This is a genomic window from Marinobacter sp. (assembly GCF_041690615.1).
GTDB lineage: Bacteria > Pseudomonadota > Gammaproteobacteria > Pseudomonadales > Oleiphilaceae > Marinobacter.
On sequence record NZ_JAWLGY010000004.1, the window covers coordinates 16426 to 41868 of the forward strand.

Genomic DNA, 25443 nt, shown 5'->3' on the forward strand with positions numbered 1-25443 from the left:
GCCGGTATCCGGGGGATCGTCAGTTCAGTAGCGGATTGGCCCGGTTTTCCTTCCAGACCCAACCAATCAGCAACACGGCCAGTGCCCCACTGATGATGGTTGTCCAGAAACCCGGGAAGCTGAAGGCAAAGCCCACCGCCAGCAATGGCAGTCGCAGCAGGTGCGGCACCTTGCCGGCGCCCAGCATCCACCCTTCCAGACCGCCGGAAATCATCATGATGCCCACGACGATAGATGGCAGCACATAGAGCAGCGGCGTCAGGTCACCCTGCAGCACCAGCGCCGGCTGGAACAGGAAGAACAGAGGGATGAAGTAGATCACCACACCCAGGCGCATGGCCGTAACCGAAGTCCGCATGGGTGGTGCACCTGCAATGGTGCCAGCCAGGAACGCCGCCGCACCTACCGGCGGTGTGATGGCCGACAACATGGCGTAGTAAACGATAAAGAAGTGTACTGCGATGGTGTTCAGGCCACCCACCTCGATAATCGCCGGCGCCAGGGTGACCGCCAGGAAGATATAAGCCACGATGGCCAGACCTGCCATACCCATGATGAAACACGCCAGTACACCGAACAGCAGTATCAGGTACAGGTTATCGCCACCCAGGCTTACCAGGCCGGAAGTCACTGACCCGGTCACACCGGTAATGGTCAGGGCGCTCACCACGAACGCAATAGGCAGGATGATGGCCGCTGTCTGGGTTACCAGAACCCCGATCTGCCGGAGGGCGTCAAACATGCGCCGCGGCGTCAAGCGGGTGTCCTTCTGCAGGAATGAGAGGCCAATCATCAGCAGACAGGCGTACCACGGAGTGTAATATTCCCACCGCATGTACAGCAGACCCCAGATCAGGAAGACCATTACCGACAGGTACGGCCAGCCCCGCTTGAGGACACTGCGCGCCGAAGGCAGCTGCTCTCTCGGCAAACCCTTCATGCCAGTGCGGGCCGCATAGGCGTCCACCTGCAGCAACAGACCGAAATAGAACAGCAGTGACGGCAGGATGGCTGCAATCATCACCGTGGCATAATCTACCCCGATGGTGATGGCCATTACGAAGGCAATGGCACCCATAACCGGCGGCATGACCGCACCACCCATGGACGCACAGGCTTCGATCGCACCGGCATAGTGGTTCGGATATCCCACCTTTTTCATGGTCGGAATGGTAATGGAGCCGGTGCCGGCGATATTGGAGAACACGGAGCCGGACAGGCTGCCCATAAAGCCACTGGCCACCACGGCCACCTTGGCCGGACCACCCCGGTAGCGACCGAAGCTGGCGTTAGCCAGGTCAATAAAGAAACCACCCGCCCCGGTAGCCAGCAGCACGCCGGCAAATACCAGGAAGCCGAGGATGATTTCCGCGACGATCTTGGTGGTAATACCCATCATGCCTTCTGCCCGGAAGACATGAGCTTCGATCATGTATTCGAACTGGTAAGGAATACCCATCAGCAGACCCGGCATGTAGTCGGCCACCAGCGGGTAAAGCCCCAGAATGACCACCACAAGCAGGAAGGGAATGCCACCGCTCCGACGGGCCAGTTCCATCATCAGCAGCCAGACCGCAACCCCCAGGTAGAGGTTGCTCCACCCTGCCTGCACCATGTCCCAGGCGTTGGTGGCGAAATAAAAACTGATGGCAATTACCACGATGGCAGCAATGACATCGTAGAACGGCACCTTCTTCTGGCCTCGCCTTGCCGGCAGAGCAATGAACGCCGCCGCCGAAAAAAGGCCGATAAAGACCCAGTAATATTCGCCTTCAAGGAGACGCTGACCGTTCCAGGTGAAGCCGAAGATATAAGCCAGACCACCGAACAGTCCGAGAACGCTGAGTACAACAAACGTAATACTCTGCCATGAGAACAGATGGCCGAGACGCGTCACTTCCGGCTCGGCTTCCGGAAGGGCCGATGGGGCCTGTTCCGGCGATGTCGATTGAGTCATAGGAGTCAGTTTCTTGTGTTAATTGTCTGGAGATAGTCTCAGAGGTGAACCGGGACGGGCAACCATTATCCGCCCCGGTGCAACCGGTGGTGTTACAGGCGGGTACGGAACCCTTCCAGTCCCTCGGTGTGCTTCTCGAAGATGGCCATGTACTCCTCGTCGTTCTGGTCAGGAGCGATGCGCTTGTCCCTTGCTTCCGCCATGGCGGCCGCGCGGGCTTCGATCCATGCATCCATCTTCTCGATAGCGGCCTGGTTCCAGGCGTCATCTTCTTCGGTCCATTCGCCGATTTCCTTCAGGTAACGAACCGTACCTTCATGGACCGGCAGAGGTGAAGTATCGAGGTAGTCCCGGAATACTTCAATGGACATACGGCTGGAAAGTGGATGCGAGCCCTTGTACTCGTCGTAGGCCTTGTGGAACCACTTGGCCATGTCGTAGGCGAACTCATCATCGGCATCTGCCGGCACCGAGTACAGGAAGTTGGAGGTGAGACCATCCACACCCTTGGCAGTGCTGACACCCATGTTGATGGTAACCGGTACGGTCATCGGGCGATGCGCCAGGTAGGCGTCCCAGGCTTCCGTGTTGTCCTGGTCCATATCGAGCCAGCGGATACCCCCTGGAGCTCCTTCCATCTCTGCCAGTACCGAGCTGACGGTGGCGCAGTAGGCCACATCCGCCTTGCCTTCAACCACAGAACGACAGTTCTCCACGTAGCTGCTGGCCGGCACGAAGGTGATCAGTTCTTCCGCCTCTTCCTCGGACAGGCCCAGGTACGCCGGAAGAGCCTTGCGAGCGGCCACGGTCATGGGTGGTGAGAACGCGCCCACCGCAACCCGGATACCGTCCTGCTTCAGGTCTTCCATGGACTCCAGGTCAGACTCGCCGGAGACCACGAAGCCCCAGGGGGTATCGTTATGGTGCCAGATCACCCGCTGGGCCACCGGCTTGATCCCGGCATAGGCGCCGACGCCTTCAGTCTGGGATCGGATTTCCGCCGAAGCAACAGAGCTGACCTGGATATCACGACGGTCGGTGAGGCGGCGATAACGCTGGGCTTCACTGTCTTCCGGAACAATACGGGCATTGGTGCCAGTCTGGTCTTTCAGCACCGGGGCCCAGCCATTGGTGGAAGCGAAACTACCGCTGGAGGTCCCAGGAGTACCGATAACCAGCAGTCGCGGCAGGTCATAGTCCTCAGCCTGGGCCACCGTGGCGGAGACACTCAGGGACACCGCGGCAGCCAGGGACAACAGGGAACGGGCGGGGGAAAAATTCGTCATTAACCAACCTCATTGATAGTTTTTAAACGTTATTATCCTGCGATAACAACAGGTAAGAATAATCCTGACAAGTGTCAGGCTAGAGTATCACTAAGGACCGGACGAATAAATCCTGCGAGCGGGTGCTCTTAAACGAAAAAAGCCGTCAGCGCTTGCCCAGCGCCAACGGCTTTTCCAGATGTGTGCCAAATCAGAGTCGTGAACGGAAGCCTTCCAGCCCCTCGGTGTGCTTCTCCATGATGGCCATGAAGTCATCGTTGTTGTGGCTGATTTCCACGCCTTCTTCCCTGGCTTCGGCAAGCGCCGCCTTGCGGGCCTCTATCCAGGCGTCCATTTTTTCGATGGCTTCGTTATTCCAGGCGTCATCCTCGTCAGTCCACACATCGATTTCCTTCAGATAGCGGACCGTGCCCTCGTGCACCGGGATCGGTGAGCGGTCGAGATATTCCCGGAAGATTTCCACATCCATGCGGGTTGCGAGGGCGTGGGTGCCCTTGTAATCGTCAAAGCTCTGGTGGAACCACTTTGCCAGGCTGTAGGCGAAGGACTCCTCCGCATCAGCCGGTACCGAATAAACAAAGTTGGATGCCAGGCCATCCACTCCCCTGGCAGTACTCACACCCATGGTGATGGTGGTGGGTACGACCATGGGGCGGTGTTCCAGGAAACCGGCCCAGGCTTCCTTGTCGTCGATATCCATATCCAGCCAGCGAATACCGCCGGGGGCACCCTCCATCTCCGAAAGCACGGAACTGATCGTGGCGCAGTAGGCAACGTCGGCCTTGCCTTCCACGACAGAACGACAGTTCTCTACGTAGCTGCTGGCTGGCACAAACTCCAGCTTTTCACTGGCCTCTTCCTCGGACATACCCAGGTAGGCAGGCAGAGCCTTCTGCACGGCGGTGGTCATGGGTGGTGAAAACGCACCTTGCGCAACGCGGACATCGCCTTTCTTCAGATCATCCATGGTTTCAATGTCTGAGTCGCCGGAAACCACGAAGCCCCAGGGCGTATCGTTATGATGCCAAACCATGCGCTGGGGTACGGGCTGCATGCCCGCATAGGCACCGATGCCCTCAATCTGAAAGCGCATTTCCGCTGAGGACACGGAACTCATGTTGATATCCCGCCGCTCGGTCAGCCGCTTGTAGCGTTGAGTTTCGCTGTCTTCCGGCACTATGCGGGAGTTGGTGCCCACCTGTTCCTTAAGGACCGGGGCCCAGCCATTGGTGGAAGCAAAGCTGCCGCTGGATGTGCCGGGCGTACCGATGACCAGTAACCGTGGCAGGTCATAATCCTCGGCCTGGACGAGACCCGCCGAAACGCCAAAGGCCATGGCGCAGGCAATGGAAAGCAATGAACGGGGGGTTCTGGATGACTTTGTCATGTGATCTCCGCTATTGATTGTTCTTGTATCGAGCTGGGGGCACAGTTCAATCACCACGCGCCCACCTCTCTCAAGCTAGAGGATCACTGTCAGACGGTCAACAAGTAATACACTATTACAACGGGTTTCAATGTGAACCAGTTGAGCCACGCCCATCACGCACTCTTCTTGCGGGCTTCCTTGATCACGTCGTAGGCGTGGCTGATCTCCCGGGTACGCTCTTCAGCCATTTCCCGCATACTTTCTGGCAGGCCGCGACCGGCGAGTTTGTCCGGGTGATTTTCGCTCATCAGCTTGCGATAGGCGCGTTTAAGCTCAGCGTCACTGGCAGAGGAACTCACTCCGAGGGTCTTGTAGGCGTCATCAATCTGCTGGCCGGTAGAGTAGCTTCCGGCGCCCGAAGCCCCTGCCTGGGCGCCCCGCAACGTGGCTTCCAGCTGCTCCACCAGGCTTTCCGGCAGGCCCAGCCCCCGCGCAATGCGCACCAGCATCTCGTGCTCCGCGGGGTGCACCTCTCCATCGGCGGCCACCGCGGACACCTGGACCTGAAGGAACATCTGCAGTAATGCTGACTGGCCGGCACAGACCTGGCGGAACCGTTGCAGCTCCGCGTCCAGGTCAAAGTCCGCCGACTTGCCACGGTTGAAAGCCCCCTTGGCGCTCTCCCGCTGGGTTGCATTCAGGTGAAAGCGATCAAACATGGTCTCCGCCATGCGGATCTCGTCCCGGGTAACCACACCATCGGCCTTGCTCACAGCACCCATGACCGCAAACACAGACTCAACGAATCCGCTCTGCATGTCCTGGAGTCGCCCGACGACTTTCATTTTCAGTCGCCTGAAAAGGAACGCCCCCACGGCGGCGCCAATGATCAGTCCTGGCAGACGGCCAAACGCGTAGCCAATGGCGGCACCCAGTAATATGGCAAACAGCATGAATATCCTTCCCGGTAAAAAAGACTTTTCCGCACTATACCGGTTTTGTATCAATTTCTCCCGGCCACCGGTACACCGGTGGCTTCACATGCTCAATCGGCCGGGATACCATTCGCCTGTATTCATCCGAACCGGAACTCCATGACACTTCTTATCCTGTTTGCCGTTACTTCTATCGGCTTCTCTTTCCTCTGCTCCATTCTTGAAGCCTCATTGCTGTCAGTCACGCCAAGTTATATCGCCTCGCTGAGTAAAGACAGGCCAGAGCTATTCAAGCGACTGCGCAAGCTCAAGGATGAAATCGATGACCCCCTGTCGGCCATCCTGACCCTGAACACCATTGCCCATACCGCCGGCGCCACCGGAGTTGGGGCCCAGGTTGCCGTAATATTCGGCGAAGCCTGGCTCGGGGCCGCCTCGGCAGCAATGACCCTCGCAATACTGATACTGTCCGAAATCATCCCCAAAACCATCGGCGCCCGTTATTGGCGCAGTATCGCTCCGACATTACCGGCGACCCTGGGGTTCCTGATGAAGTCTCTGTTGCCCTTTGTCTGGTTATCCAAACAAATTACCCGCCGGCTCGCCCCCAGTGAAGATGACACGGACATTCGGGGTGAAATCAGCGCACTGGCTGAAATAGGTCGCGACCAACAGGCCCTTGATGAAGACGAACGCCGGATTATCCAGAACGTGCTGCGTTTTCACGAAATCAAGGTGAGCGCTGTAATGACGCCCCGCACCGTCTGCAAGGTGATCGCACCGGAGACGACCCTCGACCAGTTTCTGCAAAAGGTCAGGACGACACCTTTCTCGCGCTTTCCAGTGCTGGACGAAGACGGGGAAGCCCTTGGCTATATCCACAAGGCCGACGTTATCAACCTTGCACCAGATGCGGCGTTGATGGACAGCTTGCGGGACATCAAACGGGTCAAGGCCAACACCAATATCGAGTTCCTGTTTTCAGAAATGTTGCGGGAACGCCAGCATATGGCCATCGTGTATGACGAGCTGGGCACCTGGCTGGGCATCGTGACCCTTGAAGACATCCTGGAGACCCTGCTTGGTACCGAAATCATGGACGAAACCGACAACGTGTCCAACCTGCGCCGTTATGCCAAGCAGCGCTGGAGCCGCAAGTTACGCCAGCGCAGTCAGTGATCATGCGCTATGCCTCTGCTGACGCCCGGCGGTCTATTGCCAGCCGGGCCCGTTGACCAACCCGGCGGGCATCGGTGATGCTGGCATCCATCAGTGCTGCATTTTGTGAAAACAGCGCCTGCCAACCCGGGAACTGCAGCTGGTACTGATAGGTAAACCGAAACAGCTGCCCGGTTGTGCTTCCTTTGCCGTCAACCTGCCCCGAGGCCAGAGCAATACTGCTCACCACACCTACAGTATAAAGGCGCGCATCATAATCAGCCGCCACCATCAGCCTTTCCAGCCCTATTGTTCGACGCACCAGTTCGATCACGGGCGCATAATGGTCCAGAAGGGCAACCACGGCCGCCATCTGGGAGGCATTGCTGACGGCGAGGTTGAAATGTTCAAACGGCTCCGGTGCGACCGGCAACCCCAGTCGCTGCATATTGGCGGTAAAGGCTGTTCTGAACGGCGTCCTGTGGTTCATGATCACTCCTTTCACGTGCTTCATGGTTCCTTTCAAACTAGCCGGGCGGGAGGTCAGCGGCAACCTGCGGGTTGGGCGATAACGGTCTGGCGTTCAGGCACAAAAAAACCGGCCTGGAGTTGCGGGCCGGTTTTGGGGATGCGGGGACAAGCTGCTGCCGTTAACGGACCGGGGAGTTCAGCACGTCCAGCACATCTTCCAGCTCGGTGATCATCTGCCGGATCAGTTGCCTGTACTGGCTGGTGTCTTCCTTGATTTCCTCGCCGTTCAGCTTCTGCTTGGCGCCGCCAATGGTATAACCCTGATCGTACAGCAGGCTGCGGATCTGGCGAATGGTGATCACGTCTGCCCGTTGATAGTAGCGACGGTTGCCACGGCGCTTGACCGGCGATAACTGGGGAAACTCCTGCTCCCAGTAACGCAGCACATGAGCCTTTACCTGGCACAACTCCGCTACTTCGCCGATGGTGAAGTACCGTTTGCCGGGAATGACCGGCAGCTCGTTATTATGACTGGCTTCCAGCATAGGTCTCTACTTTCTGCTTGAGTTTCTGGCCTGGCCGGAAGGTCACCACACGACGTGCGCTGATGGGGATTTCCTCACCCGTTTTCGGGTTCCGTCCCGGACGTTGCTTCTTGTCCCGCAGGTCAAAGTTACCAAAACCTGACAACTTCACCTGCTCGTTATGGCTGAGTGCGTCTCTGATTTCGTCGAAAAAAGCCTCAACCATCTCCTTGGCTTCGCGTTTGTTCAGGCCCAGCTCCTCATACAGCCTTTCTGCCATTTCCGCTTTCGTCAAAGCCGCCATTATCAACTCCTCAGTGTCGCTCCCAGCTCGTTCTGCAGGGCCTGGATGACCCCATCGAACAGCTCATGCACTTCGTCATCATTGAGTGTGCGCTCGGGATGCTGCCAGAAGAGGCTCAGGGCCAGACTTCGCTTGCCTTCACCCAGCTTTTCACCTTCATAGACATCAAACGCACGCAACGCGGTCAGGCGCTCTCCGGCATTGTTACGGACAACCCGGTCAACGTCTGCAAACGCAATCTCATTTCCGATAATAATAGCCAAATCGCGGCGAACTTCAGGGTATTTTGAAAATTCTTTGAAATTAGGCACATATCCGGAAACGATCGGATTCAAGAATAGCTCAAACATCAGGATCGTGCCATCCAGATCCAGTTTTTTCTGCACTTGCGGATGCATGGTACCCAACCAGCCAACTGATTGATCCCCAAGGAACAGTTGCGCGGACTGGCCCGGATGCAGCGCGGGGTGCGCCCCTGCGGTGAAACGGACCTCCACCCCGAGCAGGCTGAACAGGGCTTCCAGCTCCCCTTTCACGTCGTAGAAATCCGCATTGCGACGGCCATTCGCCCAGTTCTCCGGCAGCTGATTACCAGTGACAATGCCAGCCAGCATGGGTTGCTGGTCAATCTGGTCGCCGTCCCTGACAAAACGAAGGCCGGTTTCGAAAAGCCGGATACGCGGCTGCTGACGCTTCTGATTGTACTCCAGGGTCTTGACCAGGCCACTCCAGAGCGTGGTCCGCATCACGGCAAGGTCCGCCGAGATGGGATTGGCAAGGGCAATACCGTCACGTACCGGGTCCAGGATTCCCTGTACCTTCGGATCCACAAAGCTGTACGTGATGGCTTCCTGGTAGCCATTGGCCACGAAGAAATCGCGTACCGCCGACAGCGGTCGCACCGCTTCTTCCCGTGGGCGCATGGCCAGGGACCCGAACGGCTCGGTCACGGGCAGGTTGTTGTAGCCGTAGATGCGACCGACTTCCTCAATCAGGTCTTCCTCGATGCTGATATCCGGGCGATAGCTCGGTACCCGCACGGTCCAGCGGTCCCCGGACTGATCAACAATGTCCAGGCCCAGGCGGGTCAGAATATCCTCTACCCGGGCAGTTTCGATGGTCATGCCCAGTACCCCTGCCAGGCGCTCGGCACGCAGGGTGACCTGTGGCGCATCCGGCAGATGTTCCTTGCTGGCCGCCTCGACAATTTCACCGGCCTCGCCGCCGGTGATTTCCAGCAGCAGTGCCGTGGCCCGCTCCATGGCAGTGCGGGCGAGTTCATAATCCACGCCCCGCTCAAAGCGGTGGGAGGCGTCGGTATGCAGGCCGTATTCCCGGGCCTTGCCAGCCAGGGCCACCGGCTCGAACCAGGCCGACTCCAGCACCAGGTCACGGGTTTTCTCGGTGACACCGGAATGCTCGCCACCCATCACACCGGCGATCGCGAGGGGTTTCCGGTGGTCGGCGATGACCAGGGTATCGGCGGTGAGCTTGACGGTCTGGCCATCCAGCAGCACCAGCTCCTCTTCCGGGCGGGCCATGCGTACCACGATACCACCGTCGATTTCCGCCCGGTCAAAGGCGTGGAGCGGCTGACCCAGCTCCAGCATCACATAGTTGGTGATATCCACCGCCGGGTCGATGGAACGTATGCCGCTGCGTCGCAGCTTTTCCACCATCCACAGAGGGGTGGCCACGGACAGGTCTACATTACGGATTATCCGCCCCAGGTAACGGGGGCAGGCAGCAGGCGCTTCCACGGCAACCTGTGGTTTTTCATCATGGCTGGCCGGCACCGGCACCAACCTCGGAGCCGTGACGGATTCACCGGTGAGTACACCGACTTCCCGCGCCAGGCCGCGCAGGGACAGACAGTCTGCCCGATTGGGGGTCAGGTCCACGTCAATGGTGATGTCGTTCAGACCCAAATAGTCGCTCAGGTCCTGCCCTGTCGGCGCGTCAGCGGGAAGCTCCATCAGCCCCCCATGGTCATCGGACAGACCGAGCTCCGATTCCGAGCACAGCATGCCGTTGGAGGGCTGACCGCGCAGCTTGGCTGCCTTTATCCTGAAGTTTCCCGGCAACACGGCGCCCACTACCGCGAAGGGCACCTTGAGGCCTTCACGAACGTTAGGGGCACCACAAACCACCTGGACCACCTCGTCGCCGCCGGCCACCTGGCAGACGCGCAGTTTGTCAGCATCCGGGTGCGGTGCCACAGAGCGCACTTCGCCTACGATTACCCCGGAGAACTCCCCTGCCACGGGCTCGAAACCGTCCACTTCCAGACCCGCCATGGTGATCTGGTCCATCAGTTCCTGGGTGCCAATCGCCGGATTGACCCACTCGCGCAGCCACTTTTCACTGAATTTCATGTTAAATGCCTTGTCCTGATGCGATCTGGAATTAACGGAACTGGCGCAGGAAGCGCAGGTCGTTGTCGAAGAACATCCGCAGGTCGTTGACCCCGTACCGGAGCATGGCCAGCCGCTCTACCCCGAGACCAAACGCAAAACCACGGTATTCCTCGGCATCGATGCCGCAGTACTCGAACACTTTCGGGTGCACCATGCCGCAACCCATAACCTCAAGCCACTTGATGGTGCCGTCGTCTTCCCGGCCCCACTCGATATCCACCTCGGCGGACGGCTCGGTAAACGGGAAGTACGAAGGACGGAACCGCACCTGCAGGTCCCGCTCGAAAAAGACCCGCAGGAATTCCTCAATGGTGCTCTTGAGGTCCGCAAAGCTCACATTCCGTTCAACCAGCAGCCCTTCGACCTGGTGGAACATGGGGGTATGGGTCATATCCGAGTCACAGCGATAGACCCGGCCGGGGCAGATCATCCGGAACGGAGGCTTGCCTGTTTCCATGGTACGGATCTGCACTGGCGAGGTGTGGGTACGGAGCAGCGTACCCGGATTGAAATAGAAGGTGTCGTGCATGGCGCGGGCCGGGTGATGGCCCGGAATATTCAGAGCTTCGAAGTTGTGGTAATCATCCTCGATCTCCGGCCCCTGCTCCACGGTATAACCGGCATTACCGAAGAACTGTTCAATACGTTGCAGGGTGCGGGTGACCGGGTGCAGCCCCCCCAGATCCTGGCCACGGCCCGGCAGTGTCACGTCGATGGACTCCCGGGCGAGCCGGTCGGCGATGGCGGCTTCTTCCAGGCTGGCACGGCGGGCATTGATGGCGTCTTCCACCTGGCCCTTGGCCTCATTGATCTTCTGGCCGGCGGATGGTCGCTCTTCCGGGCTCAGCTTGCCAAGGGTTTTCGCCTGCTGGGTAATCACCCCTTTCTTGCCCAGGTATTCCACACGGATTTGATCCAGTGCCTGCAAACTGTCCGCGTTCTTGACGGCAGTGAGCCCGTCCTGAACAAGTTGCTCCAGGTTTTCCATCAGTGCCTGCTCCAAAACAGAATATTGGGGCTATAAAACAAAAACAGGGGAAGAGCGCGCCCTTCCCCTGCCAGGGATAACTGCGGCTGCAGTTATCCATCGATCGATACTTCGCTCGAAGAGCTCAGCAATCAGAGCGCCGCTTTGGCCTTCTCCACAACAGCAGCAAACGCCTGCTGCTCGTTCATGGCCAGGTCGGCCAGAACCTTGCGATCGATCTCGACTTCAGCCTTCTTCAGACCAGCGATCAGACGGCTGTAGGACAGACCGTTGGCGCGGGCACCGGCGTTGATCCGGGAGATCCACAGGGCGCGGAATGCACGCTTGCGGTTACGACGGTCACGGTAGGCATACTGATGAGCCTTGATGACCGCCTGCTTGGCTACCCGAAAAACACGGCTACGGGCACCGTAGTAACCCTTGGCCTGCTTCAGAATCTTCTTGTGACGACGGCGTGCAATCACGCCACGCTTAACACGTGCCATAAACTATTTCCTTCTCCAGACCGGTTGATTAACTGGCGATCATACGCTTGATGGAAGCAACGTCCGACTTGGCAATCATCTTGGTGCCGCGCAGCTGACGCTTACGCTTCGGACTCTTCTTGGTCAGGATATGACTGGTGAAGGACTGCTTATGTTTGAAGCCGGTGGCGGTCTTCTTGAAGCGCTTGGCCGCCCCGCTCTTGGTTTTCATCTTGGACATTTCTTTAAACTCCGCATTCTGTTATTCAAGAAAATATAATGTGTTCCTGAACGACAAATCCCCCGCCAGCGCGGGGGACCTGACTGATGTTCGGGATCACTTCTTTTTACGGGGCGATACAACCATGGTCATCTGGCGGCCTTCCATCTTGGGCCGTTGCTCTACCTGGGCCAGCTCCTCAATATCCTTTTCGATGCGATTCATGAGTTGCATACCGATTTCCTGGTGTGCCATCTCACGGCCGCGAAAGCGGATAGTGATTTTGCCGCGATCCCCGTTTTCAAGGAAACGTATCAGGTTGCGTAGTTTGACCTGATAATCCCCTTCTTCCGTCCCTGGTCTGAATTTCACTTCTTTGATCTGGACCTGCTTCTGCTTTTTCTTGGCAGCAGCCTTGGCCTTCTTCTCTTCGAAGACCTTCTTGCCGTAGTCCATTATCTTACAGACGATCGGATCGGAATCCGTAACCTGAACAAGGTCCAGAGTGGCCTCTTCTGCCTGCTTCAGGGCATCTTCGATTGACACAATGCCAACCTGATTGCCTTCGGCATCAATGAGGCGCACTTCTGTAGCGTCAATGTTCTCGTTAATAGGTGCGCGTGGTGCGCGACCACCCCGATTCGCTCGCTGTTTGATAATCAGTTCTCCGTCTTGGTTCTGCCTTTGCGTGCGACCTCTGCTGCCAGCAGAGCCTCGAACGCTTCCGGCGTCATGGTTCCGAGATCTTCCCCTTTGCGGGTTCTCACCGCAACGGCGCCGTTCTCGACTTCCTTATCGCCGATAACGACCAGATACGGAACCTTGTTTAAAGTATGCTCGCGGATTTTAAAGCCGATCTTCTCGTTTCTCAAGTCGGCATTTACCCGATAACCCGCATCCTGCCACTTTTTCGCCAGATTCTCGCAATATTCCCCCTGGCGGTCGGTAATATTGAGGATCGCAACCTGGGTGGGTGCCAGCCAGGTGGGGAAGGCCCCTTCATATTCCTCGATCAGGATACCGATAAAGCGCTCAAAGGAACCCAGTACGGCCCGGTGCAGCATGACCGGTGTCCGCCGCTCTGAGTTGTCGGCCACATACTGGGCGCCAAGGCGGCCCGGCATGGAGAAATCCACCTGAATGGTACCACATTGCCATACCCGGCCAATGCAGTCTTTCAGGGAGAATTCAATCTTGGGCCCATAAAAGGCGCCCTCGCCCGGCAGCAACTCCCAGTCCACCCCTTCGCGATTGAGCGCCTGCTCAAGGGCGGCTTCTGCCTTGTCCCATACCTCGTCAGAACCGACGCGCTTCTCAGGTCGTGTGGAGAGCTTGTAAAGGATCTGGTCAAAGCCGAAGTCCGCATACACCTCGTGCAGCATGGCGATGAACGCAGACACTTCGTCCTGGATGGCATCTTCCTCACAGAAGATATGGGCGTCATCCTGGGTGAAGCCCCTCACCCGCATAATGCCGTGCAAAGCCCCCGATGCCTCATTACGATGGCAGGAGCCGAATTCCGCCAGCCTCAGGGGCAGGTCCTTGTAGCTCTTCAGGCCTTGGTTGAACACCTGGATATGACAGGGACAGTTCATGGGCTTGATGGCGAAGTCGTGTTTTTCCGACTCGGTGGTAAACATGTCGTCCTTGAACTTGTCCCAGTGACCGGACTTCTCCCACAGGGTGCGGGCCACCACCTGGGGAGTCTTGATCTCCTGGTAACCGTGGCGACGCTGCATTCCGCGCATATACTGCTCGACTTCCTGGTACAGGGCCCAACCGTCCGGGTGCCAGAACACCATGCCAGGCGCTTCTTCCTGCATGTGGAACAGGCCCAGTTTCTTGCCGATCTTGCGATGATCACGCTTCTCGGCCTCTTCCAGTCGCTGCAGGTAGGCCTTGAGCTCTTTCTTGTTGCCCCAGGCGGTACCGTAGACACGCTGCAACTGCTCGTTGCCGGTGTCCCCCCGCCAGTAGGCACCGGCCACCTTGGTCAGCTTGAAGGCCTTCAGCTTGCCGGTACTCGGCACGTGGGGGCCACGACACAGGTCGATAAAGTCGCCCTGGCGGTAAAATGACAAGTCTTCATCACCTGGAATGTCTTCGATGATGCGAACCTTGTACTCCTCCCCCATCTCGCGGAACAGTCTGATGGCTTCTTCCCGTGACAGGACGGAGCGGGCTACCGGAATATCCTGCTTCGCCAGTTCCTCCATGCGCTTCTCGATCCGCTCCAGGTCTTCGTTGGTGAAGGGGCGGTCGAACTTGAAATCGTAGTAGAAGCCGTTATCGATAACCGGTCCTATGGTGACCTGGGCCTCGGGGAACAGCTCCTTGACGGCCATCGCCAGCAGGTGCGCCGTGGAATGGCGGATAATATCAACGCCGTCTTCATCACGGTCGGTAACAATGGCCAGGTCGGCGTCCTGGTCAATCTCATAACTGGTATCCACCAGTTTGCCGTTCACACGGCCAGCAAGCGCAGCCTTGGCAAGGCCGGCACCAATGTCGGCGGCCACATCGTGAACAGTGACGGGATTGGGAAAACTGCGATGGCTGCCGTCAGGCAGGGTAACTACGGGCATGGAAAACTCCTGTCAGCGGTGATCCGTACGAAAGACCACGTGTTAGCGGGAGCCGCGCTACCAGTGCGGCTCAATCGCTGCGGAGTTTAACAGGATTTTTACTGGCCTGTCAGGTGACTGGCTCTGCCTCTGACGGGTTTTCCTTACGCCGTCGGCGCACCTGCAGCCATCCCAGCAGAGCCAGCAGCGAAACAGCCGGGATAAAGACCAGCTCGCGGGGCGGGCGTTCCTGGGGCACACGCACCGCGTCGATAGTCCAGCCGAAGTCCAGGCCGGCGTTCTGGGCCGGGCTGTCGAATTCAACGAAATCGACGGTATAGCGATCACCCTCCGGGCTGCCTTCAATACCCATATTCATAAGCCGCTCTGCTGGCGACTCACCGTCTGCCACCGGTAACTGCATCCAGGTGGAACGCTCATCTCCGGTCAGGGACATGCCCGAAGCCTGCAGCATCACGTATTCCGTGTCCGGATCTTCCGCCAGCACTCCGATCTGCTCGACAATTTCCGAACCCGGTCGCTCCACATACTCTGGATAGATACGGTCCCACCAGAAGCCTGGACGGAACAGGGTAAAGGCAATCAGGATCAGCAGCGCGGATTCCCACCGGTAGCTCCGGGTCAGCCAGTAACCCTGGGTGGCCGCCGAAAAGGCCAGAATGGCAATGACCGCAGTGACTATCGTAATGACCAGGTCCAGGGGGCCAGACAGCCCGATCAATAACAACTGGGTATTGAAGATGAACATGAATGGTAAAACGGCGGTACGGATATCATAGGCGAAGCCCTGAATACCCGTACGTATCGGATCAGCCCCGGATATCGCCGCGGCTGCATAGGCCGCCAGCCCCACGGGAGGTGTGTCGTCCGCCAGGATACCGAAATAGAACACGAACAGGTGCACGGCAATCAATGGCACCAGGAGGCCGTTTTCCGCCCCGAGAGTGACGATGACCGGCGCCATGAGGGTAGAAACCACGATGTAGTTGGCGGTCGTGGGCAACCCCATCCCCAGCAGCAGACTGATCAGCGCTGTGAAAAGAAGCATCAGCATCAGGTTGCCACCGGAAATGAACTCCACAAACTCGGTCATGACCAGGCCGACACCGGTGAGGGTCACTGTGCCGACCACAATACCGGCGGTTGCTGTGGCAACACCAATACCAACCATGTTGCGCCCCCCGGTGGCGAAGGCGTGCAGCAATTCTCGCCAGCCTTCCCGGATGGACCTGCCTATCCGGCCGTGCTTGCGGAAGAAAGCCAGCAACGGGCGCTGGGTCAGCACGATAAACACCATGAACATGGTGGCCCAGAATGCAGAAAGCTGGGGTGAAAAACGCTCCACGGTGAGGCACCAGACCAGCACAACCACCGGAAGCAGGTAGTAAAGGCCGGTTTTTACGGTGGCCCCGACTTCCGGCAGTTGGGTCATGTCCGTACTGCCGTCGTCCACCTCCAGGGGCGGAAATTTCGCGGCGTAGGCCACCAGCCCCATGTAAACCATCAGCAGCAGTGGGCCGAGCACCCATGCAGCCGCGTCACCCAGAAGGGCCTTGGTCCAGCCAATGCCGTAATAAACTGCAAAGCTGAGGATGATCAGTCCCAGCAGCAACACCACCCAGGTGAGCATCCGCTGGGCAAGGGTTGGCTTGTTCAGGCGTTCAATGCCCTTCATTCCCAGTTTGCAGGCTTCCAGGTGAACGATGTAAATCAGGGCCACATAGGATATCAGCGCTGGCAGGATAGCGTGCTTGATAACCTCAAGGTATGAAATACCCACGTACTCCACCATCAGGAAAGCCGCCGCTCCCATGATGGGCGGGGTCAGCTGGCCGTTGGTGGAGGCGGCAACCTCCACGGCGCCAGACTTGGTGGCCGGGAAGCCCACCCGCTTCATCAGCGGAATCGTGAAGGTTCCGGTGGTGACCACATTGGCGATGGACGAGCCGGAGATTACCCCCGACAGGCCGCTGGAGACCACAGCCGCCTTGGCAGGCCCCCCGCGCATATGACCCAGCAGTGCGTAGGCCACCTTGATAAAGTAATTACCGGCACCCGCTTTCTCGAGCAGCGCGCCGAACAGGACAAACAGGAACACAAACGTTGTGGAGACACCCAGGGCAACGCCGAATACACCCTCTGTACCCAGCCATTGATGGGATGCCAGCTTGTTAAGGCTGGCGCCCTTATGGGCAATCACGTCCGGCATCCAGGGACCGGCCAGGGAATAGGTAATGAAAACCGCCGCCACCACCGTCAGTGGCAGGCCCAGCGAACGTCGGGTGGCCTCCAGCAGTAGTACCAGGCCCCCAAGGGCCACGACCAGGTCCCGGGTGACCGGTGCCCCCGGCCGGTCAGAAAGCTGATCGTAGAACAGGAACAGGTAAGCCGCGGAAAAGGAGGCTGCGAACGCCAGTATCCAGTCAAACCAGGGAATATGCGTGTCGTGGCGCCCACGCATCATCGGAAATGCAGTGAACGCCAGGAAAGTCGCGAACGCCAGGTGGATGGAACGGGCCTCGGTGGAATTGAAAATACCGAAGTTGACGACGTATGGCAGGGGCGAGGCAATCCACAGCTGGAACAGCGACCAGACCAGCGGAACGATAAAGAGTAATACCGACGCCGGCCCGGTCAGCGCCCTGCCCCCGGTTTCCGTCTGCAGTACTTCGTGGATCTTCGAGACGTCAACGTTGTCGGGCGCGGAAGGATCGCGGTTGGTCATGGGGCCGGTTCCATCGGAATTTCACGGGTCAGACAAAAACCGCCGGAGGCAGAACCCCCGGCGGTACAGCATCAGGCACTCAGACTGATCACTCGATCAGACCGGCCTCGCGATAGTATTTCTCGGCACCCTTGTGCAGCGGGGCACTCAGGGCATCAGACACCATTTCTTCCTTCTTCAGATTACCAAAGGCCGGGTGCAGGCGCTTGAAGCTGTCGAAGTTCTCGAAGACAGCCTTGACCACCTCATACACCACATCCTCATCCACGTCGGAAGAGGTAACGAAGGTGGCAGCCACGCCGAAGGTGGTCACGTCTTCGTCATTACCCCGGTACATGCCGCCGGGGATGGTGGCAACACGGTAGTAGGGATTGTCATCCACCAGGGTTTTGGTCGCGTCGTTATCCACTGCCACAATGGTGCTGTCACAGGACGTGGTGGCTTCCTTGATGGCGCCGGACGGGTGACCCACGGTATAGAAGAACGCATCGATGTTGCCATCACACAGGGCCTGGGACTGCTCGGCAGCCTTCAGCTCGGCAGCCAGGGAGAACTTGTCCATATCCCAGCCCATTTCCTCCATCAATACCTCAGCCGTGGCCCGCTGGCCCGAGCCCGGGTTGCCCACGGAAACCCGCTTGCCTTCCAGGTCCTCGAAGGTCTTGATGCCGGAACCCTTGCTGGCCACCACGGTGAACGGTTCCGGGTGCAGGGAGAAGACGGCGCGCAGTTTCTCGTCCTTGCCCTCGTCTTCAAACTCACTGGTGCCATTATAGGCGTGGTACTGCCAGTCAGACTGGGCAACAGCCAGATCCAGTTCGCCCTGGCGGATGGCATTCAGGTTATAGACCGAGCCACCGGTGCTTTCCACGGAGCAACGAATACCGTGTTCCTTCCGGTCCATGTTGACCAGACGGCAGATAGCACCACCGGCGGGATAGTAAACGCCTGTCACGCCGCCGGTACCAATGGTCACGAAGCGCTGTTCCTGCGCGGACACCGACATGGAGCCTGCGGCCAGACCAACGGAGGCGGCCAGGGCCAGGGTGGAGGCTTTGAGTCGCAGTGCGGTTCGGATTGCCATAAACGATTCCTTCTTGATTCGTATTTTTTGGAGCAGACTCCGGGCAGCAAGGCCGCAAAGCACACAGCCACCGCCCGGGATCCGGCAGCGGGACGCAACAAAACGTCACATTCTCAGCTTTTCAGAACATAGCCCAGATCGGCCTCAAAATAAAGCCGCGGACCCGACTAACCATCTGAGTCTGCGACCTTTAATGGTGCGTTCTTCACTCGGCGAGGCTCTTGTGGACGATCTCGTAAACGTCCCGGGACAGGCCATCCTTGTCCCGAACCGACTCCAGCGCCTTGCGCATGCCTTCGCTGTAGACCTGGGCGAACTTGCGCCACCGGGTAAGCGGCGCGGCCAGCCGGGCGGCAATCTGGGGATTGCTGTCATCCAGCCGGCGGATGGTTTCTGCCAGGAACTGATAGCCGGAACCTGCCTGATCGTGGAAGTGCACCAGGTTCTGGCCGGCAAAGGCGCCGACGACCGAGCGGATCTTGTTGGGGTTCTTCCAGTCGAAGGCCTCATGCTCCAGCAGACGGCGAACCGATGGCAGGTCGCCGGCAACCGGGCTGGCAGCCTGAATGGAGAACCACTGCTCCACAACCTGAGGATCCTGATGCCACCGCTGGTAGAATGAGTCCAGGGCCCGCGTGCGCTCCGCCTCGAACGGAGAGTTCACCAACGCCCGCAAGGCGCCGGCCTGGTCGGTCATATTGGTGGCACTTTCAAACTGCTCAAGGGCCAGGGTGCGCGCCTCTTCGTCGCCGATATGCAGCAACCAGGACAGGGCCATGTTGCGAAGGCTGCGGCTGGCGACGTCTTCCGGTGTCACCTGGTAGGACTCTGCGGGCTCCTGGCGACGGTAGCAGGCCAGCAGTTCGTCCCGCAGGGCCGTCGCCAGTACGTTGAGCACCCGCTCCCGGGCGTGATGGATAATCTGAACGTCAGGTTTGTCCGACAGTTCGATCAGATAGGCCTCGGTGGGCAGCTGCAACATCTTCGCCACCAGCGCCTGATCTGCCTCAAGGTCATTCAGCAACGTACGGCTGGCCTCGATCAACCGGGTATCCACTTCAATTTCGGCATGCCCCGAGAGTTCGCGGATCACATCCGCGGCCAACCGCTGGCCAGCGTCCCAGCGGTTGAAGCCGTCGCTGTCGTGACTCATCAGGAACATCAGCTGGTCACGGGTCCACGGGTAGTTCACCCGCACCGGCGCCGAGAAGTTGCGCAGCAGGGATGGTACGGGCCGGCTGCCGATGCCACGGAACTCGAAGGTGTGGCTTTCTTCTGTCAGTTCCAGAACCCGCGTGGTATCCCCGGCAGATGACTCGTCAGCCAGCGTCAGGGAAAGATCGGCACCATCGTCACCCAGCAGGCCCAGGGCAAAGGGAATATGCTGGGGTTTCTTGCCGGCCTGGCCCGGCGTATCAGGGATGGACTGGCTCACTGTCAGGCGATAGGTCTGGCTGGCTGCGTCGTAGTCATCCTCCACTGTAAGCACCGGCGTACCTGCCTGCTCATACCACAGCCGGAACTGCCCCAGGTCACGCCCACTGGCGTCTTCCATCGCCTGCACAAAATCATCGGTAGTCACGGCCTGGCCGTCATGGCGCTCGAAGTAGAGATCGCTGCCCTTGCGGAACAGCTCCGGGCCCAACAGCGTATGGAGCATTCGCACCACTTCCGCACCCTTCTCATAGATGGTCAGGGTGTAGAAATTGGAGATCTCCATGTAGGAGGCCGGGCGTACCGGGTGGGCCATGGGACCGGAGTCTTCGGCAAACTGGGCGGTGCGCAGCAGCGTGACATCCTCGATCCGCTTGACCGTGGGCGACCCCATATCCGCCGAGAACTGCGAATCCCGGAATACGGTAAAGCCCTCCTTCAGGCTGAGCTGGAACCAGTCGCGACAGGTCACCCGGTTTCCGGACCAGTTATGGAAGTATTCGTGGGCCACGATGGCCTCGATGCGCTGGAAGGCCATGTCGGTTTCCGACTCGGGACGGGCCAGCACGCAGGACGAGTTGAAGATGTTCAGACCCTTGTTTTCCATAGCCCCCATATTGAAGTCATCCACCGCCACGATCATGAAGATGTCCAGGTCATACTCGCGGCCGTAGGTTTCCTCGTCCCAGCGCATTGAGCGCTTGAGGGAGTCCATGGCGTGGGCGGTTTTCTCCGCATTGCGGGGCTCAACGTAGATGCGCAGGTCGATCTTCCGCCCCGACATGGTCTGGAAGCTGTCGGTCTTTTCCACCAGGTCGCCGGCCACCAGGGCAAACAGGTAGCTGGGCTTGGGGAACGGGTCTTCCCAGGTCACAAAGTGACGGTCGTTATCCAGCTCACCGCTGTCGACAGGGTTACCGTTGGACAGCAGTACCGGGTAGGCGGTCTTGTCCGCCTCGATCCGGGTACGGAACCGGGCCATCACATCCGGCCGGTCTGGAAAGAAGGTGATGCACCGGAACCCTTCCGCTTCGCACTGGGTACAGAACATGCCTGAGGACTTGTAGAGCCCTTCCAGGCGGGTGTTGTTCTGGGGTTCGATCCAGGTGACCACCTGTAGCTCAAAGGTATCGGGTACCGCGGGCACAACAAGCAGGTCGCCCCGGTCTTCGTAGTCGTCCCCGGCCAGTTCACGGCCGTCAAGGTGGACAGACTCCAGCTTCAGGGAGTCGCCGTTGAGCTCCAGTGCACTGCCCTGCACCGGGGCCTCCGGGTTGCGCCGGATGCTGAGCGAGCTGTGTACGCGGGCGCCATCTTCGAACAGCTCGAAGCGCAGGTCTGCATGGTCCACCAGAAAGTCCGGCACCCGGTATTCACTGAGGTAAATGGTCTTCGGTTGACTTGTGCGCATGGTGTTACTCCGACAGAACCCGTACACGGACCTCATAGGCTGTGTACTTGCGAATATTGATAACGCCCGTGTCCAGCATCAGGTACTGCCCCTTGATGCCCTGTAACACGCCGGTTGCCACGGGCTCCTTGTCCAGATTATGAGTCTTGATCTTCTGCGGCCAGGTAACAACCGGGTAGTCCAGCTGCAAGACGGGGTCGTCTGCCACCTCGATGCTGCCCTGGCCGTGCTCCGCAGCCAGCCGCTCCAGGTCCGGGCGTACAAGATCCAGTAACCCTGCCCGCTCGGCCACCAGGTCCAGTGCCGGCGCCTCGCCCTTGAGCATGGTGCGCCAGTTGGTCCGGTCAGCCACATACTGCTTGCAGGCCACTTCCACCAACCCCGCCAGGTACCGGGTAGCCACCCGCACCATGGGTATCGCGGCAACGGCACCCTGGTCGATCCAGCGCGTGGGAACCTGGCTGGCCCGGGTAATGCCGACTTTCAGCCCCGAGGAGTTGGCCAGGTAGACCACGTGGCCAGTCATACAGTGGGTCTCGCCCCACTCCGGCTCGCGGCAGGTACCCAGATGATAATGGCACTTTTCGGGGCTCATGATGCAGGTATCACAGGCCGCCAGACGCTTGAAACAGGGATAGCAGTAGCCCTGGCTGAAGCTCTTGCTGGTCTTGCGGTTACAGTGGATACAACGGATCTCGCCAGTGCAGGCAATTTCGATGGTTTGGCCCAGCAGGTCGTTCAGGGGCAGTTCGCTGTCTCCTACCCGAAGCCGGTAGCTTACCGGCTGATCTGGCGCAGCCGGCATTTTCACGAGCCGGCCACTGGCCTCTTGCAATTGATTCAAGGGTACCTCAGCTGACAATACGGATGGTCTCGGGCCCGTCATCCTTGCCGGATGAGCCGGAACCACAGTTGTTGCGCTCGATATAACCCACCCGATCCGGTTCCGGGATATTGTGGGTCTGCTCGTAATGGATCACTGCCTCGAGGCAGGTGCGACGCTGCTCATCGGTTACCTTGCGACCATCAGGCCATTTACCCAGTTCAATCGCCCGGCGCAGGTTCTGATAGACCGTCGGATCGAGCCTTTGAATTAATTCCTCGTAAGTCATGAAAAAACTCCCGCAATGGGTTTGACAGCCTTAAACGAAAATGATTATCATTACTTCACCAAATGACGCGGTCGTTTCATTTGGTTCTCTCTCATCAGGAGCTTCCGAGCTCATTTCATGCCCCGCCACTGGCGGGGCTTTTTTATGCCGGCGCCCAGCCAACAGCGATCAGGCCGCGCGCCGCTGCCCTGGCGGCGGCACCAGCAGGGCCATCACCAGACCACCAAGGAAACCGCCCAGGTGAGCTTCATTGGCCATACGCCCAATGCCCAGCGCCTCCGGCAGGGGCGTGAATCCGATAATCATCCACACCAGCGCAAAGGTCACCAGCGCCGGGGGAAACTGAAAGCGGGGCTGACGCTGCTGGCTCAGCCAGCAGTACCCGAGCACACCATATACCACCCCGGAAAGCCCGCCGAACAGGGGACCAGACACCAGATACTGGAGCGTGTTGGAAGCCAGGCTGGTAACCAGGAACAGCGCCACGAACCGCCCCTTGCCGTCCATCCATTCCACCTGACTTCCCAAGAACCAGAGCATCACAGCGTTGAACAGGATGTGCATCACACTGAAATGGAGAAAGTCCGGCGTGATCAGGCGCCAGATCTGCCCTGACGCCAGGGTGTCTGCCAGGCCCGCCACGCGGCCCTGAAAGCTCTGCCAGTCATGGAAACGGGGATCCACGTACATTAGCAGGGCCGACACCAGGTTTTCTCCCAGGCCCGTTACCCAGGCTACCACCGCCGCGATCGCGATCATGGCGAATACCAGGGGTGCATGCCGGGGGGATGGCTGCCAACGGCCGCCACGCACCGGCGCTCGTCCGGCCTGGTTCACCCGCTCCCGTACATTGTCGTCGCCCATGTACTGCTCCAGCGCTGCCAGTACCGGCTCTGCCTGCTCCGGATGGGCCAGCCACAGCACCTGGCTGTCAGGCTCACGGGTGATCCGGTGCTGAACGCCCTGCTGGCCCAGCCAGGTGCTGAACCCGGCCAGGTCAACTTCCGGGGCCAGTTCCTTGATTCGATGCAAAGCCCTTACCTCGCCACGCTGTCTTCAGTCTGGAAGCTGCCGCTGAGCTCCGGCCGCTCCACATTCACGTAGACGAATTTTTCCGGCAGCAGTTCCTGTTCGCCATCCATGCGATAGGCCACAAGTTTGCCGTATTTCACCGCGCTGTAATCCAGGCAGGCTACATTGGGCTTCAATGGGGCCGGTTCGCCTTCCATCCAGTAGTGACCGACAAAAACCGGGCGTTCGCCAAGTGGATAGCGCAGGATTTCCCGCCGCTCTTTCTCCGACAGTTTGCGACGGGCTACCTCTTCCGGCAGCGGGTCCGGCTGGAACACGACGTCTCCGTACGTGCGGGGGTCATCGGCCCAGAACTTGGTGCGGAAAAACTTGCGGGTATAACCGTCACGCCCTGTAATGGACATGCCATCGGGTAATGGCAGGTCGGTGCCCCGCAGCAAGGTGTCCATGACCTGGCCGGCAAAGGACTCGATGGCCGCCGACGCATGGAGGAAATCCTCGTCGATACAGGGGCTACCCTGGGTTTCCAGGAACTGACGAATCAGCCGCTCATCCCAGCAGGCATGTACCGCCCGGAACTCATCCTCCTCAATGAACAGGGGAATGTCGTAGAACCACTCCAGGAACTCGTTCCACTCGTGGGGGTAATGGTCAAACTGCTCCAGGGTTTCCCGGATCAGCCGGTCATGGCGGGCATTGTGTTCCCGCAGGAAGGTCTTGCCGCTACCTGGCCGTGCGCGGGTGCAGTACCCCAGGGCGTTGTATTCGTGGTTGCCCATGACGATTCGCGCTGAACCATGCTCCACCATGTCGCGGACCAGGTGCAGGGCCTCGCGAATACGGGGACCCCGGTCGATGATATCGCCGATAAAGATGGCCTGCCGCTTCGGGTGCTGGTAGATACCGTTCAGCTTGCGATAGCCCATCTGGTCCAGCAGGTGTTCCAGGGTCCTGGCGCAGCCGTGTATATCCCCGATAATGTCATAGCCCCGTGAGGGCGAACGTACACTTGCCATGATCAACTCGCTGCTATCTCGCTGGCCCAACCGAGCTTTTCGCGGCAGGTGGCGTAAAAATTATGATCCTTCGGGTGTATCAGGCGGATCTTGAAGGGCTTTTTGGTGATTCGGATGATGTCTCCCGGGGCGCAGGCAATGTCCATCTGGCCGTCAAAGCTGATCTGGGGGTAGGTTTCGTTGGTGTCACCGATCACCAGCTTGATCTCACTCTTGCCATCAACCACGATCGGCCGGCTACTGAGGGTATGGGGGAACATGGGCACCAGCACGACCGCATCCAGCTTGGGGTGCATGATCGGACCGCCGGCAGAGAGGGAGTAGGCAGTGGACCCGGTGGGCGTGGACACGATCAGGCCATCGGAGCGCTGGCTGTAGACGAAATGACCGTCGATATAGAGATCAAAGCCGATCATCCGTGTGGACTTGCCCGGGTGCAACACCACGTCGTTCAGGGCGCTGCCAAAGCCCAGGGGCTGTCCGTCCCGCTCCAGGTTGCCATCCAGCAGGAAGCGGTTCTCCTCGATGTACTCCCCCTGCAGCACCTCACCCAGACGCTTTTCCAGGTCAGCCGGCGAAATGTCAGTGAGAAAGCCCAGACGCCCCCGGTTCACCCCCAGCAGCGGAATCTTGGACTTGGCGAGCTCCCGCGCGGCACCCAGAAGGCTGCCATCACCACCAACCACGATCACCAGGTCGCAGATTTCACCCATGAGCTTCTTGCTGGCAACCTGCAGGCCATGGCCCGGCAGCATGCCGGCGGTGTCCTGCTCGAGGATAACCTGGTAGTTCTCGCTGAGCAGATAACTGCGGAGGGCCCGCAGCGTCTCGACCACCTTGACGCTGCCCATGCGGCCGATAACTCCGATATTCCTGAATTGATCCATTAAAGCTCTCAGTCTGGTCAGTGGCGCGGGTGTTGCCCGACCATCTTAACGAATTACGCCACAA

Annotated in this window: 22 protein-coding genes; 1 reads left to right on the forward strand and 21 read right to left on the reverse strand. The window is 59.0% G+C overall.

Translation table 11 applies throughout. From position 1 onward, the window contains the following. Positions 1 to 19: 19 nt before the first annotated feature. The 4 genes from ACESMZ_RS04095 to djlA form a co-directional block, all read right to left on the reverse strand. Positions 20 to 1957 carry a TRAP transporter permease gene (locus tag ACESMZ_RS04095; RefSeq protein ID WP_372957403.1) on the reverse strand — a complete coding sequence of 646 codons (1938 nt, stop codon included), beginning with the start codon at positions 1955 to 1957 and terminating at the stop codon, positions 20 to 22. 92 nt (positions 1958 to 2049) lie between these two features. Beyond that, complete coding sequence (locus ACESMZ_RS04100) at positions 2050 to 3243, reverse strand: TAXI family TRAP transporter solute-binding subunit (protein WP_372957402.1); 1194 nt, start codon at positions 3241 to 3243, stop codon at positions 2050 to 2052. A 190-nt stretch (positions 3244 to 3433) separates the two neighbouring features. After that, on the reverse strand, positions 3434 to 4630 hold the full coding sequence (locus tag ACESMZ_RS04105; RefSeq protein WP_372957401.1) for a TAXI family TRAP transporter solute-binding subunit: 1197 nt from the start codon (positions 4628 to 4630) through the stop codon (positions 3434 to 3436). 155 nt (positions 4631 to 4785) lie between these two features. Then, a complete protein-coding gene (gene djlA, locus ACESMZ_RS04110) occupies positions 4786 to 5565 on the reverse strand; it encodes a co-chaperone DjlA (protein WP_372957400.1) in 780 nt (259 codons plus the stop codon). Positions 5566 to 5706: 141 nt separating this feature from the next. Between djlA and ACESMZ_RS04115 the strand changes: the two genes are divergently transcribed. After that, complete coding sequence (locus tag ACESMZ_RS04115) at positions 5707 to 6726, forward strand: CNNM domain-containing protein (RefSeq protein ID WP_372957399.1); 1020 nt, start codon at positions 5707 to 5709, stop codon at positions 6724 to 6726. Positions 6727 to 6733: 7 nt separating this feature from the next. On the opposite strand, the gene ACESMZ_RS04120 is transcribed toward ACESMZ_RS04115, so the two are convergent. The 17 genes from ACESMZ_RS04120 to ACESMZ_RS04200 form a co-directional block, all read right to left on the reverse strand. Next, complete coding sequence (locus ACESMZ_RS04120) at positions 6734 to 7195, reverse strand: hypothetical protein (RefSeq protein ID WP_372957398.1); 462 nt, start codon at positions 7193 to 7195, stop codon at positions 6734 to 6736. 160 nt (positions 7196 to 7355) lie between these two features. Continuing rightward, positions 7356 to 7721: a MerR family transcriptional regulator gene (locus tag ACESMZ_RS04125; protein WP_372957397.1), complete on the reverse strand. Its 366-nt coding sequence runs from the start codon at positions 7719 to 7721 to the stop codon at positions 7356 to 7358. Next, complete coding sequence (gene ihfA / locus ACESMZ_RS04130) at positions 7702 to 8004, reverse strand: integration host factor subunit alpha (RefSeq protein WP_091849468.1); 303 nt, start codon at positions 8002 to 8004, stop codon at positions 7702 to 7704. Before ihfA ends, ACESMZ_RS04125 begins: the two co-directional genes overlap by 20 nt. 2 nt (positions 8005 to 8006) lie before the next feature. Continuing rightward, positions 8007 to 10379, reverse strand: a complete 2373-nt coding sequence (gene pheT, locus ACESMZ_RS04135; RefSeq protein WP_372957396.1) for a phenylalanine--tRNA ligase subunit beta — start codon at positions 10377 to 10379, stop codon at positions 8007 to 8009. A gap of 31 nt (positions 10380 to 10410) precedes the next feature. Continuing rightward, positions 10411 to 11409, reverse strand: coding sequence for a phenylalanine--tRNA ligase subunit alpha (pheS, locus tag ACESMZ_RS04140; RefSeq protein WP_372957395.1), 999 nt, complete (start codon positions 11407 to 11409; stop codon positions 10411 to 10413). Positions 11410 to 11540: 131 nt separating this feature from the next. Further along, on the reverse strand, positions 11541 to 11894 hold the full coding sequence (gene rplT / locus ACESMZ_RS04145; RefSeq protein ID WP_091849462.1) for a 50S ribosomal protein L20: 354 nt from the start codon (positions 11892 to 11894) through the stop codon (positions 11541 to 11543). Between the two features lie 28 nt (positions 11895 to 11922). Beyond that, complete coding sequence (gene rpmI / locus ACESMZ_RS04150) at positions 11923 to 12114, reverse strand: 50S ribosomal protein L35 (RefSeq protein WP_091849460.1); 192 nt, start codon at positions 12112 to 12114, stop codon at positions 11923 to 11925. A gap of 96 nt (positions 12115 to 12210) precedes the next feature. Continuing rightward, on the reverse strand, positions 12211 to 12756 hold the full coding sequence (infC, locus tag ACESMZ_RS04155) for a translation initiation factor IF-3 (RefSeq protein ID WP_091849458.1): 546 nt from the start codon (positions 12754 to 12756) through the stop codon (positions 12211 to 12213). After that, the gene (thrS, locus tag ACESMZ_RS04160; RefSeq protein WP_372957394.1) at positions 12753 to 14678 is read right to left on the reverse strand and encodes a threonine--tRNA ligase; all 1926 of its coding nucleotides are present in this window, start codon (positions 14676 to 14678) and stop codon (positions 12753 to 12755) included. Before thrS ends, infC begins: the two co-directional genes overlap by 4 nt. 109 nt (positions 14679 to 14787) lie before the next feature. Beyond that, complete coding sequence (locus ACESMZ_RS04165; protein WP_372957393.1) at positions 14788 to 17403, reverse strand: TRAP transporter permease; 2616 nt, start codon at positions 17401 to 17403, stop codon at positions 14788 to 14790. An 88-nt stretch (positions 17404 to 17491) separates the two neighbouring features. Further along, positions 17492 to 18487 carry a TAXI family TRAP transporter solute-binding subunit gene (locus ACESMZ_RS04170; protein ID WP_372957392.1) on the reverse strand — a complete coding sequence of 332 codons (996 nt, stop codon included), beginning with the start codon at positions 18485 to 18487 and terminating at the stop codon, positions 17492 to 17494. A gap of 205 nt (positions 18488 to 18692) precedes the next feature. Further along, the gene (pepN, locus tag ACESMZ_RS04175) at positions 18693 to 21332 is read right to left on the reverse strand and encodes an aminopeptidase N (RefSeq protein ID WP_372972249.1); all 2640 of its coding nucleotides are present in this window, start codon (positions 21330 to 21332) and stop codon (positions 18693 to 18695) included. Positions 21333 to 21336: 4 nt separating this feature from the next. Further along, complete coding sequence (locus ACESMZ_RS04180) at positions 21337 to 22218, reverse strand: DUF2797 domain-containing protein (RefSeq protein WP_372957390.1); 882 nt, start codon at positions 22216 to 22218, stop codon at positions 21337 to 21339. After that, positions 22184 to 22444, reverse strand: a complete 261-nt coding sequence (locus ACESMZ_RS04185; RefSeq protein WP_372957389.1) for a YeaC family protein — start codon at positions 22442 to 22444, stop codon at positions 22184 to 22186. Before ACESMZ_RS04185 ends, ACESMZ_RS04180 begins: the two co-directional genes overlap by 35 nt. Before the next feature lie 168 nt (positions 22445 to 22612). Beyond that, positions 22613 to 23476 (reverse strand): rhomboid family intramembrane serine protease, encoded by an 864-nt coding sequence (locus tag ACESMZ_RS04190; protein WP_372957388.1) that lies wholly within the window; start codon positions 23474 to 23476, stop codon positions 22613 to 22615. Positions 23477 to 23481: 5 nt separating this feature from the next. Continuing rightward, positions 23482 to 24492, reverse strand: coding sequence for a metallophosphoesterase (locus tag ACESMZ_RS04195; protein ID WP_372957387.1), 1011 nt, complete (start codon positions 24490 to 24492; stop codon positions 23482 to 23484). 2 nt (positions 24493 to 24494) lie between these two features. Then, a complete protein-coding gene (locus ACESMZ_RS04200; protein WP_372957386.1) occupies positions 24495 to 25379 on the reverse strand; it encodes an NAD(+) kinase in 885 nt (294 codons plus the stop codon). Positions 25380 to 25443: the final 64 nt, after the last annotated feature.

Excerpts from the sequence above, each read along its gene's own strand:
- rplT (WP_091849462.1), bottom strand. The coding sequence starts at position 11,894 with ATGGCACGTGTTAAGCGTGGCGTGATTGCACGCCGTCGTCACAAGAAG.
- ACESMZ_RS04165 (WP_372957393.1), bottom strand. The coding sequence starts at position 17,403 with ATGACCAACCGCGATCCTTCCGCGCCCGACAACGTTGACGTCTCGAAG.
- pheS (WP_372957395.1), bottom strand. The coding sequence starts at position 11,409 with ATGGAAAACCTGGAGCAACTTGTTCAGGACGGGCTCACTGCCGTCAAG.
- ACESMZ_RS04120 (WP_372957398.1), bottom strand. The coding sequence starts at position 7,195 with ATGAACCACAGGACGCCGTTCAGAACAGCCTTTACCGCCAATATGCAG.
- ACESMZ_RS04170 (WP_372957392.1), bottom strand. The coding sequence starts at position 18,487 with ATGGCAATCCGAACCGCACTGCGACTCAAAGCCTCCACCCTGGCCCTG.
- ACESMZ_RS04200 (WP_372957386.1), bottom strand. The coding sequence starts at position 25,379 with ATGGATCAATTCAGGAATATCGGAGTTATCGGCCGCATGGGCAGCGTC.
- ihfA (WP_091849468.1), bottom strand. The coding sequence starts at position 8,004 with ATGGCGGCTTTGACGAAAGCGGAAATGGCAGAAAGGCTGTATGAGGAG.
- ACESMZ_RS04180 (WP_372957390.1), bottom strand. The coding sequence starts at position 22,218 with ATGACGGGCCCGAGACCATCCGTATTGTCAGCTGAGGTACCCTTGAAT.
- ACESMZ_RS04100 (WP_372957402.1), bottom strand. The coding sequence starts at position 3,243 with ATGACGAATTTTTCCCCCGCCCGTTCCCTGTTGTCCCTGGCTGCCGCG.
- ACESMZ_RS04115 (WP_372957399.1), top strand. The coding sequence starts at position 5,707 with ATGACACTTCTTATCCTGTTTGCCGTTACTTCTATCGGCTTCTCTTTC.
- pepN (WP_372972249.1), bottom strand. The coding sequence starts at position 21,332 with ATGCGCACAAGTCAACCGAAGACCATTTACCTCAGTGAATACCGGGTG.
- rpmI (WP_091849460.1), bottom strand. The coding sequence starts at position 12,114 with ATGTCCAAGATGAAAACCAAGAGCGGGGCGGCCAAGCGCTTCAAGAAG.
- ACESMZ_RS04185 (WP_372957389.1), bottom strand. The coding sequence starts at position 22,444 with ATGACTTACGAGGAATTAATTCAAAGGCTCGATCCGACGGTCTATCAG.
- djlA (WP_372957400.1), bottom strand. The coding sequence starts at position 5,565 with ATGCTGTTTGCCATATTACTGGGTGCCGCCATTGGCTACGCGTTTGGC.
- ACESMZ_RS04125 (WP_372957397.1), bottom strand. The coding sequence starts at position 7,721 with ATGCTGGAAGCCAGTCATAATAACGAGCTGCCGGTCATTCCCGGCAAA.
- ACESMZ_RS04195 (WP_372957387.1), bottom strand. The coding sequence starts at position 24,492 with ATGGCAAGTGTACGTTCGCCCTCACGGGGCTATGACATTATCGGGGAT.
- thrS (WP_372957394.1), bottom strand. The coding sequence starts at position 14,678 with ATGCCCGTAGTTACCCTGCCTGACGGCAGCCATCGCAGTTTTCCCAAT.
- ACESMZ_RS04095 (WP_372957403.1), bottom strand. The coding sequence starts at position 1,957 with ATGACTCAATCGACATCGCCGGAACAGGCCCCATCGGCCCTTCCGGAA.
- ACESMZ_RS04105 (WP_372957401.1), bottom strand. The coding sequence starts at position 4,630 with ATGACAAAGTCATCCAGAACCCCCCGTTCATTGCTTTCCATTGCCTGC.
- pheT (WP_372957396.1), bottom strand. The coding sequence starts at position 10,379 with ATGAAATTCAGTGAAAAGTGGCTGCGCGAGTGGGTCAATCCGGCGATT.